Origin of the sequence: Sphingobium sufflavum (assembly GCF_021403115.1) — a bacterium.
Lineage (GTDB): Bacteria > Pseudomonadota > Alphaproteobacteria > Sphingomonadales > Sphingomonadaceae > Sphingobium > Sphingobium sufflavum.
Map to the genome: position 1 here is coordinate 360254 of NZ_JAJSSH010000002.1, position 19222 is coordinate 379475.

14 protein-coding genes are annotated in these 19222 nt (G+C 66.4%); 8 read left to right on the plus strand and 6 right to left on the minus strand.

Going from position 1 to position 19222, the window contains the following annotated elements; all coding sequences use genetic code 11:
* The first annotated feature begins 81 nt into the window (after nucleotides 1-81).
* The gene (locus tag LWE61_RS04985) at nucleotides 82-510 is read left to right on the plus strand and encodes a DUF3617 domain-containing protein (protein WP_234148925.1); all 429 of its coding nucleotides are present in this window, start codon (nucleotides 82-84) and stop codon (nucleotides 508-510) included.
* 77 nt (nucleotides 511-587) lie between these two features.
* Nucleotides 588-1286: a tRNA (guanine(46)-N(7))-methyltransferase TrmB gene (trmB, locus tag LWE61_RS04990; protein ID WP_234148926.1), complete on the plus strand. Its 699-nt coding sequence runs from the start codon at nucleotides 588-590 to the stop codon at nucleotides 1284-1286.
* Nucleotides 1287-1535: 249 nt separating this feature from the next.
* Here trmB and uvrB read toward each other — a convergent pair whose 3' ends face one another.
* Entirely contained in the window at nucleotides 1536-3731 is a 2196-nt protein-coding gene (uvrB, locus tag LWE61_RS04995) for an excinuclease ABC subunit UvrB (protein WP_234149074.1), read from the minus strand.
* A 172-nt stretch (nucleotides 3732-3903) separates the two neighbouring features.
* On the opposite strand from uvrB, the gene LWE61_RS05000 reads away from it, so the two are divergent.
* The 3 genes from LWE61_RS05000 to LWE61_RS05010 all read left to right on the plus strand — a co-directional run bounded on the left by LWE61_RS05000 (nucleotide 3904) and on the right by LWE61_RS05010 (nucleotide 5857).
* Nucleotides 3904-4476, plus strand: a complete 573-nt coding sequence (locus LWE61_RS05000; protein ID WP_234148927.1) for a DUF3617 domain-containing protein — start codon at nucleotides 3904-3906, stop codon at nucleotides 4474-4476.
* A gap of 3 nt (nucleotides 4477-4479) precedes the next feature.
* Nucleotides 4480-5355, plus strand: coding sequence for an arylamine N-acetyltransferase family protein (locus tag LWE61_RS05005; protein WP_234148928.1), 876 nt, complete (start codon nucleotides 4480-4482; stop codon nucleotides 5353-5355).
* 151 nt (nucleotides 5356-5506) lie between these two features.
* A complete protein-coding gene (locus LWE61_RS05010) occupies nucleotides 5507-5857 on the plus strand; it encodes an HNH endonuclease (protein ID WP_234148929.1) in 351 nt (116 codons plus the stop codon).
* A gap of 6 nt (nucleotides 5858-5863) precedes the next feature.
* Here LWE61_RS05010 and LWE61_RS05015 read toward each other — a convergent pair whose 3' ends face one another.
* On the minus strand, nucleotides 5864-6775 hold the full coding sequence (locus tag LWE61_RS05015; RefSeq protein ID WP_234148930.1) for a prephenate dehydratase: 912 nt from the start codon (nucleotides 6773-6775) through the stop codon (nucleotides 5864-5866).
* 249 nt (nucleotides 6776-7024) lie between these two features.
* On the opposite strand from LWE61_RS05015, the gene LWE61_RS05020 reads away from it, so the two are divergent.
* Both LWE61_RS05020 and LWE61_RS05025 read left to right on the plus strand, forming a co-directional pair.
* Nucleotides 7025-7678 carry a c-type cytochrome gene (locus tag LWE61_RS05020; protein ID WP_234148931.1) on the plus strand — a complete coding sequence of 218 codons (654 nt, stop codon included), beginning with the start codon at nucleotides 7025-7027 and terminating at the stop codon, nucleotides 7676-7678.
* A 395-nt stretch (nucleotides 7679-8073) separates the two neighbouring features.
* Nucleotides 8074-9663 carry an ABC-F family ATP-binding cassette domain-containing protein gene (locus tag LWE61_RS05025; protein ID WP_234148932.1) on the plus strand — a complete coding sequence of 530 codons (1590 nt, stop codon included), beginning with the start codon at nucleotides 8074-8076 and terminating at the stop codon, nucleotides 9661-9663.
* 18 nt (nucleotides 9664-9681) lie between these two features.
* On the opposite strand, the gene LWE61_RS05030 is transcribed toward LWE61_RS05025, so the two are convergent.
* On the minus strand, nucleotides 9682-12444 hold the full coding sequence (locus LWE61_RS05030; protein WP_234148933.1) for a [protein-PII] uridylyltransferase: 2763 nt from the start codon (nucleotides 12442-12444) through the stop codon (nucleotides 9682-9684).
* 4 nt (nucleotides 12445-12448) lie between these two features.
* Nucleotides 12449-15121, minus strand: coding sequence for a DNA mismatch repair protein MutS (gene mutS / locus LWE61_RS05035; RefSeq protein WP_234148934.1), 2673 nt, complete (start codon nucleotides 15119-15121; stop codon nucleotides 12449-12451).
* Nucleotides 15122-15323: 202 nt separating this feature from the next.
* Here mutS and LWE61_RS05040 point away from each other — a divergent pair, with 202 nt between their 5' ends.
* Nucleotides 15324-17588 (plus strand): NADP-dependent malic enzyme, encoded by a 2265-nt coding sequence (locus tag LWE61_RS05040; protein WP_234148935.1) that lies wholly within the window; start codon nucleotides 15324-15326, stop codon nucleotides 17586-17588.
* A gap of 131 nt (nucleotides 17589-17719) precedes the next feature.
* Here the strand turns inward: LWE61_RS05040 and LWE61_RS05045 are convergent, their stop codons facing one another.
* Together LWE61_RS05045 and LWE61_RS05050 are read right to left on the minus strand one after the other, a co-directional pair.
* The gene (locus LWE61_RS05045) at nucleotides 17720-18112 is read right to left on the minus strand and encodes a hypothetical protein (protein ID WP_234148936.1); all 393 of its coding nucleotides are present in this window, start codon (nucleotides 18110-18112) and stop codon (nucleotides 17720-17722) included.
* Between the two features lie 225 nt (nucleotides 18113-18337).
* Nucleotides 18338-19126, minus strand: a complete 789-nt coding sequence (locus tag LWE61_RS05050) for an SDR family NAD(P)-dependent oxidoreductase (RefSeq protein ID WP_234148937.1) — start codon at nucleotides 19124-19126, stop codon at nucleotides 18338-18340.
* Between the last annotated feature and the right edge of the window lie 96 nt (nucleotides 19127-19222).

The window sequence follows — 19222 nt, forward strand, 5'->3', positions numbered from 1 at the left end:
CGCCATGATTGAACTCTATATTCGATAAAGAACCGGCAATGGGCCGGACAAGCGGTGGGGCGGGCATAGCTGATGCGCTGGATGAGCGCCTTGATGATCTTGCCGGTGATGCTGGCGGCGGCGGCGGGGCATACGCTTTCCGTGCCTGTGCTGCCTGCTGCTCCACCGCCGCCCGTCGCACTGGCCGGGCTGGAGCCGGGCCTGTGGGATCTGCGCTCGCGCGAACCCGGCGAAGCGCCGCAGCGTGTGTGCGTGCGCGATGGCATGACTTTGGTGCAACTGCGCCATCCGGGGCAGGTCTGCCGCCGCTTCGTGGTGGAGGATGCGCCGGACAGGGCGTCCGTCACCTATAGCTGTCCCGGCACCGGCCATGGGCGCACCGTCGTCCGGGTCGAGACGCCGCGGCTGGTGCAGATCGATTCGCAGGGTATCGCGGATGGCGCGCCCTTCGCGCTGGACCTGGAGGGCCGCCGCGTGGGCGCCTGTGCGCCGGTTACGGCCCGGAAGTAACGGCGCCTTCCCGCAAATCGCATGTTGTGAACGAATGGGGCTTCAACCCGCGCGCGAATGGCATTAGGCGGCGCGGCATGACGGCGTATAAATCAGGCGATCCCACCACGCTCAACCGGCTGTATGGCCGCCAGTCCGGGCACAAGCTGCGCCATGGGCAGCAGGAGCTTATCGACACGCTCCTGCCCGCGATCAGCGTGCCGGAAGAGGGGGAGATCACCGCCGAGCGACTGTTCGGCATGGACAAGCCCCTGCATTTCGAGATCGGTTTTGGCGGGGGCGAGCATATGGCCTATCGCGCCGACATGCTGCCCGACCATGGCTTCATCGGGTGCGAGCCGTTCCTGAACGGCGTCGTCACCGCGCTGGGCCATGTGCGCGACCAGAATCTCCCCAACATCCGCGTCCATATGGGCAATGCGCTGGAGGTGCTGTCCCGTATCCCCGACGGCGCGCTGAGCTTTGCCTATTTGCTGCACCCCGACCCATGGCCCAAGGCGCGCCATGCCAAGCGGCGGATGATGAACAAGGGACCGATCGACATGATCTCCGCCAAGCTGAAGCCGGGCGGCGAATTTCGCTTCGGCACCGACCACCCTGTCTATCTCCGCTGGGCGCTGATGCAGATGCGCGACCGGGCGGATTTCGAATGGCTGGCGGGGGAAGCGAAGGATTTTCTCACGCGCCCCGGCGGCTGGCCGGAGACGCGGTATGAGGCGAAGGCCCGGCGCATCGGGCATGAGGTCTGGTATTTTCGGTATCGGAAGGTGGGGTAGCGGATTCAAAAAGGTAGCCACTGTTCGATTGCTGTGATCAGGTGAACGACAGCGGTAACTGGCTTCAAGATTATGCTGAGGCGACGTGCCCATCTACGGATGGGGCCTTGATGGCTGCATTTGCATTCGTGGAAGTGGGTGGCTTTTTTCATGGTCTGTTTCCTTCATTGGAGACAGCCATGAGTTAGGCTCAGGATGGTTGCCACTGCCAACGGATGCGTTTGTGAGACGGCATCTCACAAATTGAACTTACCGCCCCGCCTTCCGCTGCGTCTTCCCATACCGCATCTTCCGTGTCCCCGGCTTCCCCTCCGTCGCACGGCCCAGATAGCGCCCGGCCTTCTCCGTCACCCGCTGGTCGGCGGGGAGGCCCAGTTCCTCCGCTTCCAGCTTGCGGATTTCGTCGCGAATCCGCCCGGCTTCCTCAAACTCCAGGTCTGCTGCCGCCGCGCGCATCTTCTTCTCCAGATCCTCGATATAGCCGCGCAGGTTGTGTCCGACGAGATGCGGGGCATCCTCGATGCCCGTATCGATCGTGACCTGATCCTTGTTCGACACATGGGCGATGATGTCGCCGATGTTGCGCTTGATGGTCATCGGGGTGATGCCATGCTCGAGGTTATAGGCCTCCTGCTTCTCGCGGCGGCGTGACGTCTCGTTCAGGGCGCGCTCCATGCTGCCCGTCACCCGGTCGGCATAGAGGATCACGCGGCCATCCACGTTGCGCGCGGCGCGGCCGATGGTCTGGATCAGCGAGGTTTCGGAGCGCAGGAACCCCTCCTTGTCCGCATCCAATATGGCGACCAGCCCACATTCGGGGATGTCGAGGCCCTCGCGCAGCAGGTTGATGCCGATCAGCACGTCATAGACGCCGAGTCGCAGGTCGCGGATCAGCTCGATACGCTCCAGAGTCTCCACGTCCGAGTGCATGTAGCGGACCTTCAGCCCCGCCTCATGCATATATTCGGTGAGGTCTTCGGCCATCCGCTTGGTCAGCGTGGTGACAAGGGTGCGGTATCCCGCCGCCGCCGTCTGCCGTGCTTCATGGATCAGGTCGTCGACCTGATCCTCCACCGGCTTGATCTCCACCGGCGGGTCGATCAGGCCGGTCGGGCGGATGACCTGTTCGGCAAAGACGCCGCCGGTCTGCTCCATCTCCCATGTGCCGGGGGTGGCGGAGACGCTGACCGTCTGCGGCCGCATCGCGTCCCATTCGTTGAAGCGCAGCGGGCGGTTGTCGATGCACGATGGCAGGCGAAAGCCATATTCGGCCAGCGTGATCTTGCGGCGGTGATCGCCCTTGGCCATCGCGCCGATCTGCGGCACGGTCTGGTGGCTTTCGTCCACGAACAGCAGGGCGTTTTCCGGCAGATATTCGAACAGGGTCGGCGGCGGTTCGCCGGGCAGGCGGCCGGTCAGGAAGCGGCTGTAATTCTCGATGCCGTTGCACGCGCCGGTGGCATGGATCATCTCCAGGTCGAAATGGGTGCGCTGCTCCAGCCGCTGCGCCTCCAGCAGCTTGCCCTCCGCGATCAGTTCCTTCAGCCGCTCCTCCAGCTCATGCTTGATCGCCTCCGCCGCCTGCTTCAACGTCGGGCCGGGGGTGACATAGTGGGAATTGGCGAAAACGCGGACCTGGTTCAGTTTCGCCCCGGTCTTGCCGGTCAGCGGGTCGAACTCCGCAATCTCCTCAATATCGTCGCCAAAGAAGCTGACCCGCCAGGCCATATCCTCATAGTGGGACGGGAAAATCTCCAGATTGTCGCCGCGCACGCGGAAGGTGCCGCGCGTGAAGGCGGCGTCGTTGCGCTTGTACTGGAGCGCGACCAGCTTGCGGATGATCTCCCGCTGGTCGACCGTATCGCCCTTCTTCAGGTCGAAGATCATGGCGGAATAGGTTTCGACCGAGCCGATGCCGTACAGGCAGGAAACGGAGGCGACGATGATGACATCGTCCCGCTCCAGCAGCGCACGGGTGGCCGAATGGCGCATCCGGTCGATGCTTTCGTTTACGCTCGACTCCTTCTCGATATAGGTGTCGGAGCGGGGAACATAGGCTTCCGGCTGGTAATAATCATAATAGCTGACGAAATATTCGACCGCATTGTCGGGAAAGAATGACTTGAACTCGCCATAAAGTTGCGCGGCGAGAATCTTGTTGGGGGCCAGGATCAGGGCCGGGCGCTGCACCGCCTCGATCACCTTGGCCATGGTGAAGGTCTTGCCGGACCCGGTGACGCCCAGCAGCACCTGATCCTGCTCGCCCGCCACCACCTGCTCGACCAGTTCCGCGATGGCGGTCGGCTGGTCGCCGGACGGGCTATAGTCGCTGACCAGCGTGAACGGCTTGCCACCCTCCACCTTGTCCGGTCGTGCGGGGCGGTGGGGGATGAAGTTCTGGCCGGTCTCCGGCTCGGAGAGATTGGTGCGGATCTGGATAGCCATGGCGGCAATATGGGTGAAGCGGCCGGACGCGGCAACCGGGGCCGGGAACAAAAGTGGATCGGTGATGCGGAGGCGGCGCGGCAGTGGCGGGCGGCGGGCGGGCGATCCCTCCATTGCCTCGCCTACATCCCCCGGCCTATGCTGGAGGCTCTGGAACAGGGAGGAGGGGCGCATGCACGGCATCATCTCGCGGGTCGCAAGGGTGGGCGTCCTCGCCGCCGCTTTGGCCGGATGCGATTCGAAGACCGTCACCGCCGACAATGCCTCCAAGGCGGAGATTGCGGCCAAGGTGAAGCAGTCCGGCATCGTGGAGGAGAATTTCATCACACCGGGCCGGTGGCGGATGGTGATGACGATCACCGACATGACCATCCCCGGCATGCCGCCTGAAATGGCGAAGAAGCTGAAGGGCAATCTCGGCCAGTCGCGCAACTTCGAGCATTGCGTGACGGCACAGGAGGCGAAGAAGCCGAGCGAGGATTTCTTCTCCGGGGACAAGGCCGCCGCCTGCCGCTACGACCATTTCACCATGGGCGGCGGCAAGGTCAGCATGGTGATGCAATGCGCGCATGAGACGGGCAGGCAGACGGTCAGGATGGATGGCCGCTATGCGCCCGACCAGTATGACATGACCATGGTCTCGACCACGCAGGGCAAGCCGGGTTCCCCCATCGGCGGCATGAGTTTCAACGCGCGGCTGGCGGCGAAGCGGCTGGGCGTCTGCACGGGCAAGGAGCAAAGCTGAATCATGGGTGTGACGATACAGGATGCCGACGCCGTGCGGGCCTATCTGGCGCGAATCGGCGTTCAGCATGTGCCTGCGACGGATGTGGACGGGCTGGTGACGTTGCACCGGGCGCACCGGTTGACGATTCCGTTCGAGAATCTCGATATTCCGCTGGGCCGGGGCATCGACATCGCGCCCGATGCGATCGTGGCCAAGCTGGTCGGGCGGCGGCGCGGCGGCTATTGTTTCGAACAGAATGGCCTGTTCCTCGACCGGCTGTGCGATCTGGGATTCGTGGCCCGGCCGTTGCTGGCGCGGGTGTGGCTGGCGGTGCCGCCCGGTGAGGTGCCGCCGCGCACCCATATGCTGGTGCTGGTGACGCTGGACGGGCGGGACTGGATCGCGGACGTCGGCTTTGGCGGCAGCCTCACGCCGCCCCTGCCGCTGGAGGATGGGGTGGAGGCGACGACGCCGGATGGGGCGCGCCATCGCCTGCGACGTGGCGCGGTGCCGGGCGACCCCGACGGGCAATGGCTGCTGGAGCGGCAAGGCCCGGCGGGCGCGACGGATGGTCGTTCACCGGGCAGTGGCTGGCAACCCCAATATGGCTTTGCGGAGCGGGTCGTGACCGGGAGCGACATCGCCCAGTGCAACCATTGGACCGCCACCCGGCCCGGCACGCGCTTCACCAGTTTCTGTGTCGCCAGCCGCGTGCTGCCGGACGGTTTCGCGGGCCTGATGGACCGGGCGCTGAACATCTATCGCGCGGGCGGACCGGAAACGCGGCTGATCGACGGGTCGGAGGAGTATCGCGCGGTGCTGGCCGAGCTGTTCGGCATCGACCTGACGGTGGAGGAGGTCCTCGCGCTGCCTATCTTTGCGCGCGCGTCGGTCTAGGGCCGATCGACATTCAGAGGATGACGAGCCGAAAATGGTGGTCTTTCGAGACCCTTGAAGCGAGGCGCGTGACTCGCTTCAACGGAGCGAACTTAACGTCCGTGAGCATTGGAAGCTCAGAAAAGCGCCACTTGCACGCCGTCGGGGTTGAATGTCCATCGGCCCTGGCGAAGGGGCGGCCATCCGCAGGCGTGCCGCAGCAGGTCCGGCCGTGGCGATAGATGCCGACGCCGCGCCGTGCTGGTTATGCCGGCGACCGTTGGGCCGGCGGGTGGAATGGCATCATCCCGTGCCGAAAAGCCGGGGCGGGCGGGAGCGGGTGGCGGTGCATCCGATCTGCCATCGCACGTTGCATGCGACCTTTGCCAATGCGGTGCTGGCGCGGTCGGGCGCGGACCGGGATGGGCTGGCCGCCGATCCCGCCATCGCGCGTTTCCTGGACTGGATAGCCGACAAGCCGTCGGACTTTCACGCGGTCACGCATCGGCGCAAACCCCGCTGAGCACCGTCATTCCTCGCCGGTGCGCGCCCGTGCCTGCCGATAGGAGCCGAGCTTGCGGACCCATTTGGTGTGGAAGATCAGTTCGGACAGCGCGCGGTCCACGGCGGGGTCGCCGGGCATCCCCTCTATGTCCATGTAGAATTCGGTGGCGGAGAAGGAGCCGCCGCGCTGATAGCTTTCCAGCTTCGTCATGTTGATGCCGTTGGTCGCGAAGCCGCCCAGCGCCTTGTACAGGGCGGCGGGCACATTCTTCACCTCGAACAGGAAGCTGGTCATGGTCGGGCCGGATCGGTCGCCGGAGAGGGGCGGCGTCACCGGCTCCCGCGACAGCACGACGAAGCGCGTCATATTGTCGTGGCTGTCCTCGATATTCTCCTGCCGCAGGACGAGGCCGTACAGCTCGGCGGCGAGGGCTGGGGCGATGGCGGCCGCGCCCGGCTCGCCCGTTTCGGCGACCAGCGCGGCGGCGCCCGCCGTATCGGCATAGTTGACCGGCGTGATGCCATGCTGGCGCAGGTAATGGCGGCACTGGCCCAGCGCCTGCGGATGGCTGGCCGCGGAGGTGATGGGCGTGTCCGCATCCACCGTCATCAGGCAGTGATGGATGAACTGGAAATATTCATCGACGATCCACAGGCCGGATTCGGGCAGCAGGAAATGCATGTCCGCCACGCGGCCATGCAGCGAATTTTCAATGGGGATGATCGCGCGGGCGACGGTGCCGTCGCGCACCGCGTCGATCGCATCCTCGAACGAGAAGCAGGGCAGGGGCAGCGACTGCGGATCGTAGCGCACTGCCGCTAGATGGGAATTTGCGCCCGGCGCGCCCTGAAAGGCAAGGCCGCGGGCCGGATCGGCAATGGCGGCTTCGGTCATCTCCGTGACGAGACGGCGGGCGGGGAGGGGGAAATTGTCCATGGCTTGGCCCTGCGATTAGGCGAGGCGGCGGCCCGGTGCAAGCATGGCTTGCGGGGGACTTGCGGTCCGGCGCGGGCATGGCTCGCAGGGCACTGGCAGCAAGGTGCAGGCATGGCTTGCAGGGTACTTGCAGTAAGGGTGCAAGCATGGCTTGCACAGGCAATCTCCAGCCATTAAGGGGGTCGCGCAATCGGTCGGGGCCTCAAAAGAGGCGCGGCCATGCTTCTGGGGTTGGAGAAAGACAAGCGCATGGGCGACCGTTTCAATACCGCGGCTGGCTGGGCCCTCTTTGCTGGCATCATTGCGCTTGGGGGCGGGATCGTCAGCAGCAAGCTGTTCCATGGCGAACGGCCGGAAGAAATGGGCTATGCCATCGAAGGCGTGGAGGCCGAAGGCGCTGGCGCTGCGGATGCCGGTCCGCCGCTTCCCGTCCTGCTGGCCAAGGCCGATGTCGCGGCCGGTGAGAAGGTGTTCGGCAAATGCGCCGCATGCCACACCATCACGTCGGGCGGTGCCAATGGCATTGGTCCCAACCTGTACGGGACGATCGGTGAGCCGGTCGGTCAGGGCAAGGGCGGCTTCGCCTTCTCCGACGCGCTCAAGAAGGTTGGCGGCAGCTGGACCTTCGACCAGATGGACAAGTGGCTGAAGAGCCCGCGCGAATTCGCGCCCGGCACCAAGATGACCTTTGCGGGTCTGGGCAATCCGGTCGATCGTGCGAACATCATCGCTTACATCAACGCGCAGGGTTCCAACCTGCCCTTCCCGGCAGCCGACGCGGCTCCCGCCGCTGCTGAGGGTGGCAATGCCGCCGGCAACGGCGCAGAGGGTGGCAATGCAGCGGCAGCGGCTGGCAACACGGCCGCCCCCGCCAACGCAGCGGCGCCCGCCGAAAAGAAGTAAGGGGTCGGGCGGGGCGCTTCGCTGTCCCGCCACACCGGATCGAACGCCCGGCAAAGGGCGTATCGGACAATCGGCGGCGGCGCAGAACCGCCGCCTTTTTGTTGTCTGATGGAGGGCGCGCTGGCCGGCCGGATTGGGGGCGAAGGGCGCCTTTCGCTCCTCTCCCGCGATTGGGGATGGCGGCACCCAGTCAGTTTCGACCGCCATCGGCAGCGCCTGCCTATCCTGCGCGGCAGGGCGGTCGGGCAAGCCAAAGGGCGTGCGCCCTTGCGGTGGGCGCGCCGCGACCCTAAATCCATCGCTCGGCAATGGGAGTATCCAGACCATGAACAATCGGACGAACAGCGCGAATCGCTTTGCCCCGTCTGTTTGTCTGCCCGCTCGTCTGGATGCCCATGCCCGCCTTTCTCACACTGGATTCCCTGTCCGCCGCAACACCTGACCGGCGTTCGCTTTTCGACCATCTGACCCTGTCGGTCGGCGCGGAGCGCGTCGGGCTGGTCGGGCGCAATGGTGCGGGTAAGTCCACGCTGCTGCATATCGTGGCAGGCGCGGCGCCACCGCTCGCGGGCACCATCACCCATTCCGGCAGCATCGGCATGTTGGCGCAGGACTGGCCGGAAACGCTGGTGATTGGCGATGCGCTGGGCGTTGCCGATGCCTTGGCCATCCTCGACCGGATCGTGGCGGGCGAAGGCGGTGAGGCGGATTTCGCCACCGCCGACTGGACGCTGGAGGAGCGCATCACGGGCGCGCTGGCGCAGGTCGGCCTGCCGCCGCTCGCCTTCGACCGCGCCATGGGGTCGCTGAGCGGGGGCGAGCGCATGCGAATCGGCATCGCCCGGCTGTTGATCGAGGCACCGGACCTTCTGCTCCTCGACGAACCGACCAACAATCTGGATGCGGACGGGCGCGCCGCGATCATGGCGCTGGTCCGTGACTGGCGCGGTGGCCTGCTGGTCGCCAGCCATGACCGGGCGCTGCTCGACAGCATGGACCGAATCGTCGAACTGACCCCGATTGGCGTGCGTGTCTTTGGTGGCAACTGGTCGGCTTTTGCAGAGGCGCGGGAGGCGGAACGGGCGCTCGCCCGGTCGGAGCGGGACCGCACCGACGCGGATCTGCGTACCGCAAACCGCGCCATGCAGCATCAGCGGGAGGTGAAGGCCCGGCGCGACAAGGCGGGAAGGGTCTTTGCCGCCAGCGGATCGGCGCCCGAAATCCTACTCGGCGCACAGGCGCAACGGGCGGAAAACAGCGCGGGGCGTGGGCAGAAAATTTCCGAACGACTGGTCGCGGATGCCACCGCAAAGGCTGCGGATGCGCGTGCGAAAGTCGAAGTCCTCACGCCCCTGACCATCGCCCTGCCATCCAGCGGCGTGCCGTCCCATGCTGATCTGCTGGCGCTGGACGTCGTGACCGTCAGTGCGGGCGATCGCGTGCTGGGGCCATGGACGTTCAGCCTGCGCGGGCCGGACCGTGTGGCGATTGCCGGACCCAATGGCGCGGGCAAGACCAGCCTGCTGCGGATCGCGACCGGCGCGCTCACCCCTCGCACCGGGACCGTGCGCCGTGTGGAGGGGCGGATCGCGCTGCTCGACCAGCATGTCGGCCTGCTGGAACCGGACGCCAGCATCCTGGCCAATTTCCGTCGCCTCAATCCGTCACTGGACGAACAGGCGGCCCACGCGGCCTGCGCGCGCTTTGCCTTTCGCAACCGGGATGCCCTGCAAGAGGTGGGCAGCCTGTCAGGCGGCGAACGGCTCCGCGCGGGCCTGGCCTGTGTGCTGGCGGGGGAGCGGCCACCCTGGTTGCTGCTGCTCGACGAGCCGACCAACCATCTGGACATGGATTCGGTCGCGATACTGGAGCAGGCGCTGCGTGATTATGATGGCGGCCTGATGGTGGTGAGCCATGACGAGGGCTTCCTCGCCGCCATCGGTATCGAGCGGCGGTTCAGGGTGTCGGAGACTGGCAGAGTTTAGGAGGACGGCGGCGTGGCGTCACGCCATCTTCGCCGTCTCCAGCATCGCCTCCGCGTCGCTCGTCAGGCTCTCCAGCAGTCGCCGTTCCAGCGTGGTCAGCCGCTGCTTGCTCTCGATCTTTCCGCCCAGCAGGTCGGTGACGTAGAAGGTGTCCACCGCCCGCTCGCCATAGGTGGCGACATGGGCGCTGTGCACCGTCACCTTCGACTGGAACAGCGCGAAGGCGAGGTTGAGGAGCAGGGCGGGACGGTCGCGCGCCGTCACCTCGATCACGGTGAAGCGATTCGATGCGCCATTGTCGATCAGCACGTTGGGCGCGACCGTGAACGCCTCCGCCCGCGTCCGCGCCATGGGACGGGCGTGCAGCTTGGTCATCAGCTTGTGCCGGTCGGACAGGGCGTCGCTGATCGCCTGCCGGATGCGGGCGAGCTGGTCGGGATGGTCGAACCGGCCGCCCAGCGGGGCCTGCACCAGGAAATTGTCGAGCGCGGAGCCATCGCGCATCGTGTGGATGCGCGCGTCCATGATGCTGCCGCCGGCAAGGTGGATCGCCCCCGCGATCCGGTAGAAAAGGCCGGGGTGGTCCGCCGCGCTGACGGTGACGAGGGTCGCGTCCCGCTCCGCATCCGGCTGCGCGCTGATCGACAGCGACTCGTTGTCGGCGTTGATGAGGTGCCGGGCGTTCACCTCCAAAATGTCGTCCGGCTCCGCGATCCAGTAGCTTTCCGGGAAGCGACCGACGAGCGTGTCGAAGACGCCCTGATCCATCTGGAGTCGCGCCTGCAACGTCTGGCGCTTCTGCGCGATGCGCTCCTTGCGGCCGCGCTGCTTGTGGCCGGGGCGGACCAGTTCCTCGGTCTGCTCATAGAGTTCGGTGAGGAGCTGGCGCTTCCACCCGTTCCACACGCCCGGACCCACGGCGCGAATATCGACCACGGTCAGCACGACCAGTAGACGGAGACGTTCGAGCGTCTGCACCTCCGCGGCGAAATCGAGGATGGTCTTGTAGTCGGAAAGGTCGCGCTTGAACGCGGTGGCGGACATGAGCAGGTGATAGCGCACCAGCCATGCCACCGTCTCTGTCTCGCCCGGCGTCATGCCGAGGCGCGGGCAAATCTTCTCCGCCACTTCCGCGCCCAGCACACTATGGTCGCCGCCGCGCCCCTTGGCGATGTCGTGCAGCAGGACGGAGACATAGAGCACCCGGCGCGACACGATCTTGCCGATCAGGGTCGCGGCCAGCGGATGATCCTGCGCCAGTTCGCCATGCTCGATCCGCGACAGCAGGCCGATGGCGCGGATGGTATGCTCGTCGACCGTATAATGATGGTACATGTCGAACTGCATCTGCGCGACGACACGGCCGAACTCCTGAATAAAACGGCCGAAGATGCCCGATTCGTTCATCGCGCGCAGCACCCGTTCCGGGTCGCGCGGGCTGGACAATATGTCGAGGAACAGGCTGTTCGCCTGCGGATCGGTGCGGATTTTGCGGTCGATCAGCAGGCCGTCACGGTTCAGCGCGCGCATGGCGTTGGGGTGGAGGTCCAGCCCATGCTTGTCCGCCAGGCTGAAAATTTCGATCAGGCGCACCGGGTCCGCCTGGAAATAATCGTCGGTCGGGATGCTGATCCGCCCCCGGTCGAGGATGAAGCCGGACAGCTTGCGAGGACGGCGGAAGAGGGAGGGGAGATACCGTTTGCCCTTGCGCCCCATCGTCTCGTCCAGATGGGCCAGGAACATGCCGGTCAGGTCGCCGACCTTCTTGGCGTTGAGGAAGTAGAAGCGCATGAACCGCTCCACCGCCGAGCGCCCGGCCCGCGCGGTGAAGTTCATGCGCGCCGCGACCTCCACCTGAAGGTCGAAGGTCAGCCGGTCCTCCGCCCGTCCGGCGAGGATGTGCATATGGCACCGCACCGCCCACAGGAATGTCTCGGCCTTCTCGAACTGCCGCAATTCCTGCGCGGTCAGCAGGCCCACGTCGACCAGTTCCGCGACGGAGCCGACCTTGTTCACATATTTGCCGATCCAGAAGAGGGTGTGCAGGTCGCGCAGGCCGCCCTTGCCCTCCTTCACATTGGGTTCGACGACATAGCGGCTGTCGCCCAGCCGGGCGTGGCGCACGTCGCGTTCCTCCAGCTTTTCCTGCACGAAGGCGCGGGCGGTGTCCGCCACCACATCGGCGTGGAAACGGCGCATGCACTCGTCGAAGACGGCGCGGTCGCCCCAGACATAGCGCCCTTCGAGCAGGGCGGTGCGGATGGTCAGGTCGCCCTTGGCCATGCGGATCGTCTCGTCGATGGAGCGGCTGGAGTGGCCGATCTTGAGACCCAGATCCCATAGCGCGTAGAGCATGGATTCGATGACCTGCTCCGTCCAGCCGGTCGGCTTGTATGGGGTCAGGAAGCCGATATCGACGTCGCTGAAAGGCGCCATCTCACCCCGGCCATAGCCGCCGACCGCGATCAGCGCGATCCGCTCCGACGCGGTGGGGTTGTTGATGGGATAGAGATAGGTGGTGGTGGCGTCATACAGGACGCGCAGGACTTGATCGACCAGAAAGGCCTGCGCCGTCACCGCGTCGCGCCCGCTGGTCGGATGGGTCTCCAGCCGGCGGCGCACTTCCTTCGCCCCCTCGGCCATTGCCTCCTTCAGGACGGTGACGATGACGGGGCGCAGTTTCTTGACGTCCCCCTCCAGCCGCTCCGCCTCCCCGGCGATGCGGTCGGACAGGATGCGACGGTCGATGATGGCGCGCTGATTGGCGATGGCGTTGGGCATAGGCCTATCTAGATAGCACAGCGTCATTAACCAACCGCGTAAGACGATAAAGCGCATCAAGCGCCTCACGCGGGGTCAGGGCATCGGGATCGATGGCGGCCAGCGCCTCGCGCAGCGGATCGGCGGGCGGGGGTTCGGGCGGGGCGGAGGCGGCGAACAGGGGCAGATCGTCCAGCCCCGCCGCAATGCCGCCGGTCTTCGCCTTGCCCGCCTCCAGTTTCGACAGCACCGCCTTGGCGCGGCCCACCACGGGCGAGGGCAGGCCCGCCAGCCGCGCGACGGCAAGGCCATAGCTGCGATCCGCGGGGCCGGACGCAACCTCGTGCAACAGCACCAGTTCGCCCTTCCATTCCCGTGCCCGGACATTGTGCAGGGAGAGGGCGGGCAGCGTCTCGGCCAGCCGGGTCAGCTCATGATAATGGGTGGCGAACAGGCAGCGGCAACGGTTGCTCTCATGCACCGCCTCCACCACCGCCCAGGCGATGGCGAGGCCGTCATAGGTGGAGGTGCCCCTCCCGACCTCGTCCAGGATGACGAAGCTGTTCTCCGTCGCCTGGCTGAGGATGGCGGCGGTCTCCACCATCTCGACCATGAAGGTGGAGCGGCCCTTTGCCAGATTGTCCGACGCGCCGACCCGGCTGAACAGCCTGTCTACGGGGCTGAGCGTCGCGCGGGCGGCGGGAACATAGCCGCCCGCTTGCGCCAGGATGACGATGATCGCATTCTGCCGCAGGAAGGTCGATTTACCGCCCATGTTCGGGCCGGTGACGAGCCACAGCCGGTCGTCAGCGCCCATGGTGCAGTCATTGGCCACGAACGGCGTGCCGGACGGGGCCAGCGCGGCCTCCACCACCGGATGGCGTCCCGCGTCAATCTCCAGCACGCGGCCCGGCACGAAGTCGGGGCGGCACCAGTTGCCCTCCACGGCTCGCTCCGCCAGCGCGGCGGCGACATCCAGCCGGGCGATGGCGGCGGCGGCATGGGCGATGGCGTCCCGCCGTGCCGTCACCGCATCGGTCAGCTCCTCCAGATGCGCGGCCTCGGCGGCGAGGGCATGGCCGCCCGCCTGCGCGATGCGGTTGGCTTCCTCGTGCAGGTCCGGCTCGTTGAACCGCACCACGCCCGCCAGCGTCTGGCGATGGGTAAAGCCGCTGTCGGCGGCCATCAGCGCGTCGCCATATTTGGCGGGCACTTCGACATGGTAGCCCAGCACGCCATTATGCTTGATCTTGAGGGCGGCGATGCCGGTCTGGTCGCGATAGCGCGCCTCCAGCGCCGCGACCGCGCGCCGTCCATCACTCGCCATGCGGCGCAGGTCGTCCAGTGCGGCGTCATAGCCCTCCGCGATGAAGCCGCCGTTCGACGCCTCCGTCGGCGGGGTGGCGACCAGCGCGCGGCTCAGCCTGTCCACCAGCGCGCCATGCCCTTCCAGCGCGGGAAGCAGCGCGCCGAGCAGGGCAGGGGGCGAATCGATCTCCCGCAACGTCTCGCGCAGCAGGCGCGCCTCGTTCAGGCCGTCACGCACCTGCCCCAGATCGCGCGGACTGCCTCGCCCGATGCACAGCCGCCCCAGCGCCCGGCCAATGTCCGGCATGGCGCGCAGGGTGGCGCGCATGGCCGCGCGCGCATGGCCGTCCCCCACCAGCCAGCCGACCAGATCGAGTCGTGCGCCGATCGCCTCCGTGCCCAGCAGCGGCGCCGCCAGATCTTCCGCCAGCAGGCGCGCGCCCGCCGCGGTCACCGTCCGGTCCACCGTCGCCAGCAGCGAACCCGCGCGCACGCCGCCCTGCGTCTGGCATATCTCCAGGCTCTCACGGGTCGCGGGGTCGATGGCCAGATGCGCCTCCGCCGTCGTTCGCACCGGCGGCTGGAGGAAGGGGATGCTGCCCCGGCCGACATGGTCGAGATAGGCGATCAGGCCGCCCAGCGCGGACAGTTCCGCCTTGCCCGCCCCTGACCCGGTCAGCCCGAAGCCATCGAGCGTCGAGACGCCGAAATGCGTCTTGATCCGGTCCTCGGCCCGGCTGCTCGAAAAATCGTCATGGTCGAAGACGATGGCGCCCGGCACCCGCTCCGCCGTGACGGCGCGCGCGACGATTTCCGTCGCGTCGATCCGGGCGACCTCTGCGTCCAGCCCGCCGTTGGTGCAGGCGGCGACGGACAGGCGGCCCGTCGAAATATCCACCGCCGCGACGGCCAGCATTCCGCTCGCCTCGCCGACCGCCGCCAATATATTGGCGCGCCGCGAATCGAGCAGGCTTTCCTCGGTCAGCGTTCCCGCCGTCACGAACCGCACGATGGCGCGGTTGACCAGCGTCTTGCCGCCCCGCTCTTTGGCCAGCGCCTTGGCCTCCGCCGGACTTTCCGTCTGTTCGGCGATGGCGACGCGGTGCCCGGCGCGGATCAGCCGCGCCAGATAGGCCTCCGACGAATGGACCGGCACGCCGCACATCGGGATGGGCACGCCGTCATGCTCCCCGCGCGACGTCAGCGCGATGTCGAGCGTCTGCGCCGCCGCCTTCGCATCGTCGAAGAACAGCTCGAAAAAGTCGCCCATGCGGTAGAAGAGCAGGCAATCGCCCGCCTCCGCCTTCAGCGTCAGATATTGGCCCATCATCGGCGTGACCGGGGATGACACGGACGATAGGGAGGGGCTGCCCTCTGTCTTGCTCACCATGGCGCAATCCCTAGCGAGGCAGGCGGCCCGCGCCAAGCGGCATCGGCCCCGCGTTTTCTCCGGCCCGCAGCGCCGAAAACTTCATCCGTCGACCATTTCGGCCCTGATCCGCTCTTGTCGCGCCATCGCCATTGCCGCTAGGGCACTCGCAAGCATTTGGCCCGCGACGGGCCGGTCCGTCGGTATCGAAGAGAGGCAAGGCATGACCGAGAAGGCAAGCGTCCAGTTTTCCGAACGGGAAGCACTGTTTTTCCATTCGACGGGACGTCCCGGCAAGATCGAGATCATCGCGTCCAAGCCGATGGCGACGCAGCGCGACCTGTCCCTCGCCTATTCGCCCGGCGTGGCCGTGCCCGTGCTGGCCATCGCGGCGGACCCCGCGACCGCCTATGACTATACGGCCAAGGGCAATCTGGTCGCGGTCATCACCAACGGCACCGCGATCCTGGGCCTCGGCAATCTCGGCGCGCTGGCGTCCAAGCCGGTGATGGAGGGCAAGGCCGTCCTGTTCAAGCGGTTCGCCGATGTGGATTCCATCGACATCGAGTTGAAGACGGAAGATGTCGAACGTTTCATCGACGCGGTGGAACTGATGGAGCCGACCTTCGGCGGCATCAACCTTGAGGATATCAAGGCGCCGGAGTGTTTCATCATCGAGCAGACGCTGAAGGAGCGGATGAACATCCCCGTCTTTCATGACGACCAGCATGGCACCGCGATCATCGCGGCGGCGGGCGTCATCAACGCGGCGCTCATCACGGGCCGCGACCTGAAGGACATGAAGGTCGTCGTGAATGGCGCGGGCGCTGCCTCCATCGCCTGCACCGAGCTGGTCAAGGCGCTGGGCGTCGCGCCCGACAATGTCATCATGTGCGATTCCAAGGGCGTCATCTACCAGGGCCGTACCGAGGGTATGAACCAGTGGAAGTCGGCGCACGCCGCCAAGACCGACGCACGCACGCTGGCCGACGCCATGCAGGGCGCAGACGTGTTCCTGGGCCTGTCGGTCAAGGGTGCGGTGACGGCGGAGATGGCCAAGTCCATGGCCCCCAACCCGATCATCTTCGCCATGGCCAACCCGGACCCGGAAATCCTGCCGCCGGAGGCAAAGGCCGTGCGCCCTGACGCCATCGTCGCGACGGGCCGGTCGGATTATCCGAACCAGGTCAACAATGTGCTGGGCTTCCCCTTCATCTTCCGCGGCGCTCTGGACGTCCGCGCGACGACGATCAACGAAGCGATGAAGGTCGCCTGCGCCCACGCCATCGCCGAACTGGCGCGCGAGCAGGTGCCGGAGGAAGTGGCGCTGGCCTATGGCAAGGCGCACAGCTTCGGTCCCGATTATATCATCCCCGCGCCCTTCGATCCGCGCCTGATGGAGGTCGTCTCCTCCGCCGTGGCGCAGGCCGCGATGGACAGCGGCGTCGCGCAGAAGCCGATCGAGGACATGGACGCCTATCGCCAGTCGCTCAAGGTGCGGCTCAACCCGGCGACCTCCGTCCTCGCGCTGGCCTATGAAGGGGCCAAGGCCAACCCGAAGCGCGTCGTCTTTGCCGAGGCGGAGGAGGAAGTGGTGCTGCGCGCCGCCATCCAGTTCCGCGACGGCGGCTGCGGCGTGCCCGTGCTGGTCGGCCGGGACGATGTCTATGACAAGCTGCGCGCGCTGGGCGTCGCGGACGTGGAAAGCTATGAGGTCCACAACAGCGTCAACTCGCCGCTGGTGCCGCGCATGGTCGACATGCTGTATGAGCGTCTCCAGCGCCGGGGCTATCTGCGCCGCGATTGCGAGCGGATGGTCAACCGCGACCGCAACGTCTTCGGCGCGCTGCTGATCGAACTGGGCGAGGCGGACGCGATGATTACCGGCGTCACCCGCACCTATGCGCAGACGATGCGCGAAGTGCGCCGGGTCATCGGGCAGGATGAGGATCGGACCGCGTTCGGCGTCCACATCGTCGTCAGCCAGAACCACACCGTCTTCATCGCCGACACCACGGTCAACGAGCGGCCGACCGCGCGGGAACTGGCCGACATCGCCATCGGCACGGCGGCGGTGGCCAAGCGCATGGGCTATGAACCGCGCGTCGCTTTCATGTCCTATTCGACGTTCGGCAACCCCAGCGGTAATTTCCTCAGCAACATCCGCGAGGCCGTGTCGATCCTCGACGCGCGCGACGACATCGACTTCGAATATGAAGGCGAGATGCCGCCAGACGCGGCGCTGAACCCGGTGGTGGCGAAAAACTATCCGTTCAGCCGCCTGTCCGGTCCCGCCAATGTGCTGGTCATGCCCGGCCTGCAATCGGCGAACCTGTCGGCCAAACTGCTGCGCGAACTGAAGGCCGGGTCGGTCATCGGCCCGATGCTGGTCGGCATGGATCGCCCGATCCAGGTCGCCACCATGTCCGCCAACGCGTCGGAACTGGTCACGCTGGCGGTGCTGGCGGCGAGCGGCATCACCGCCTGAGATCGAGCGTCCATCACCGGGCGCCGCAAAGGTGCCCGGTGATTATGCCCTCAAATGGGCGCCATTCCGGCGCAGCCCGGGATCTGCCGCGATTGCCAAGGGCGGGTCAGCCACCCGCGCCGTCCCCGGCTTTAACTGGCAGGCTTGGTATAGGGCACGAACTTGCCCAGCCCGACACTACCGCTGGGCATGCGCGAACTGGAATCGACCAGCCGCACGATGTCGATGCTGCACAGTTGCGACGAGTGCGTGTCCGTCACCAATATATCGCCATTGTTGAGGAAGTTCGCGCCCGAATCCGGCGTGTTGACATAGAGCGTCCGGCCGACACGATAGAGGATCGCCTTCCGGTCGATGATCTCTGACGACTGAATGTCGCGCAGGTTGATGCAATCGACGGGCTTGCCCGCGACCCGGCCCTCGATTGCACGGGCCAGCCGCTCCTGCGGTGTCTTGCTGGCCGCCTGTGCGCCACCTGCCGCCAGCAGGCCCGCCGCGACCGCGATCATGAAGGGAATACGCATCCGCCGATCCTTTTCCAATATAGGCAAGACCTTAGCCCGATTCGGACCTGTCGTCATCCTATCGCGCCGAGACTGTATCCCGGCTGAACCGGCGCAGGGTTCCGGCCCCTCCAATTGCCGCATTGAGGGCCTTGTCGGAGCGGATGGCATCCGCTGCCGGTCCGGACAATGCGGCATCAAAAGACACACCGGTCATGGTCCGATTCACGCTGCCCGGACCATGGTCTAGCCGGGTTTCTTCATCCCCTTCGCCATCGCGACGAGAGCCTGTGGGCGGGGCATGGCCAGTATCTGCTCGAACATCGCCTTGTAATGGGCGTGGGGGATATAGGTCGGGCCGTTGCGCAGATTGTCCAGCGTCAGGCGCGCGACTTCCTCCGGCGCCTGCTGGTTGGTCATGGCGGCGGGGTCCAGCCCCTGCTTCGCGGCGGCCTCGCTCTCCGTCGCGCCGGGGCACAGGGTCAGCACGTCGATCCCCTCTGGTGTCAACTCGCCCCACAGGGCCTCGCCCAGCGCATTCACGAACGCCTTGGTCGCCGAATAGACCGCCGAATAGGGGCATCCGATCAGCCCTTCCACCGAACTGGTCAGGATGATGCCGCCTCTGCCGCGCGCCTTCAGCCGCGGGGCAAAGCCATGGGCGAGCAGCATAGTGGCCTGTGCGTTGACCGCCAGCATCTGCGTCATCACCGCCGGATCGTCCGCCTCGAACGGTCCCTTCGAGCCAAAGCCTGCATTGCTGACCAGCAGGCCCACGTCGACGCTGGCCGTCGCGTTCAGGATGCGCGCCGTCGCCGTCGGATCGGCCAGGTCGACCTCCAGCGGCATGACGCTGATCCGATGCTTGTCCTCCAGCCGCTCGGCCAGCACTTCCAGCCGGTCGATGCGCCGCGCGACGAGGATCAGGTTGACCCCGCGCGCCGCCAGTTCCTCCGCAAAAGCGCGCCCAATGCCGGAGGACGCGCCCGTGACGAGGGCGGTGGGACCATAAAGGTCGCGAAACTCCTGGCTCATGATCGGCGCTCTCCCTGCGGTTCCTCCCTCGACCTGTCGCGAGGAGCGCCTGTCCTGTCCATCGCCAAAATGCCGTCCTGCTGTCGCTATGGCCGG